Origin of the sequence: Streptomyces synnematoformans (genome assembly GCF_039531005.1) — a bacterium.
Lineage (GTDB): Bacteria > Actinomycetota > Actinomycetes > Streptomycetales > Streptomycetaceae > Streptomyces > Streptomyces synnematoformans.
The window spans coordinates 1-1,380 of record NZ_BAAAPF010000655.1 but is presented as its reverse complement, the minus strand read 5'-3'; the positions used below and the strand labels follow the sequence as shown (position 1 = coordinate 1,380).

2 protein-coding genes are annotated in these 1,380 nt (G+C 78.6%); both read right to left on the bottom strand.

Annotation, left to right across the window (positions count from 1 at the left end):
- Positions 1-838 (bottom strand): sugar phosphate isomerase/epimerase family protein (locus ABD317_RS36915; protein ID WP_344296441.1); only part of this gene is annotated, 838 nt, incomplete at its 3' end.
- Positions 835-1,380, bottom strand: a 546-nt coding sequence (locus ABD317_RS36910) for a UbiA prenyltransferase family protein (protein WP_486389036.1), incomplete at its 5' end; no start/stop codon positions are given. The genes ABD317_RS36910 and ABD317_RS36915, both read right to left, overlap by 4 nt.

Sequence of the window (1,380 nt, the reverse complement as noted above, 5' to 3'; positions counted from 1 at the left end):
CCTCCGCCGCGCGCAGGAAGCGGATGGAACTCCCCGCCAGCTCGGGCCCGGCGTGCGAGTGCCGCGGCAGCTCGACGCTGATCAGGCCCCGGTAGCCGGTGGTCTGCAGGGCTTCGAGGACGGCCGGGAAGCCGATCTCCCCCTCGCCGAACGGGAGGTGCTCGTGCACCCCCCGGCACATGTCCTCGATCTGCACGTGCGCCAGCCACGGCGCGGCGGCGCGCACGCAGTCGGCGGGCAGCGCCTCCTCCAAGCACTGGCAGTGCCCGATGTCGAGGGTCAGCGCCAGCGCCGCCGGGTCGCCCAGCTCCTCGCGCAGCCGGTGGAAGCCGGCCAGGTCGTACAGCAGGTGGCCGGGCTCCGGCTCGACGGCGAGCGGCACGCCGGCGGCGTCCGCGGCCTGCAGCACCGGGGCCAGCTCCGCGCCCAGCCGCTTCCAGGCCTCCGGCTCCGACACCCCGTACGGGCGCGTGCCGCTGAAGCAGTGCACGGCGCCCGCGCCCAGCTCCGCGGCGACGTTCACGGCGGTGCGCAGCAGCCGGGCGCGTACGGCGCGGGCCTCGGGGTCGGGGTCGAGGAGCGTGGGGTGGTGCTTGCGGCGCGGGTCGAGGACGTAGCGGGCGCCGGTCTCGATCGTCACCGCGAGCCCGTGCCGGGCCAGCAGCCGCCGCACGGTGGCCGTGCGGGCGGGCAGGTCGGGCGCGAGCGGGTCGAGGTGCATGTGGTCGAGGGTGAGCGCGATGCCGTCGTAGCCGAGGTCGGCGAGGAGCGCGACGGCGTCGGTGAGGCGCAGGTCGGTCAGGCCGTTGGTGCCGTAGGCCAGGCGCAACCGGGTCATGTCGGGCTCACCCTCCTCGCGAGCCGGCGGGCGACGGGCACGAGGGCCAGCAGCGCGGCGGCGCTGCCCGGCGCGCCGGCGCGGGCGGCGAGCGCGGACTGCAGCGGGATCATGGCGCGGATGCCGCCGCCGACGGCGCGCTGGGTGAGCTGCGGGCTGGGGTTCAGGGCGGCGTGCAGGTACGGGCGGACGGCGGTGGCGGCGTACGCGCCGGCGAGGAGGTCGCCGGGGGTGAGCGCCAGCCGGGGCCCGCCGGGGCCGGCCGGTGGTGCGCCGGATGGCGCGCCGGCGGCCGTCCGCGGGCGGGGACGCGGATGGGGATCCGGCCCGGGATACGGGTCGTTGCCGCGGCGCAGGGTGACGGCGACCGCGGTGGTGACGGCCAGGCCGGCGAGCGGCACGGCCGTCGACCCGCCTTCCACCTCGCGGCGCGAGACGACGGTGACCGCGTAGGTGTGGATGCCGACGAGGACGGCGGTGGCCAGCGCGCCGTCGGCGGCGGCGGTCCGGCCGGTGCGGGTGCCGCCGCGCGGGCGCGGCGG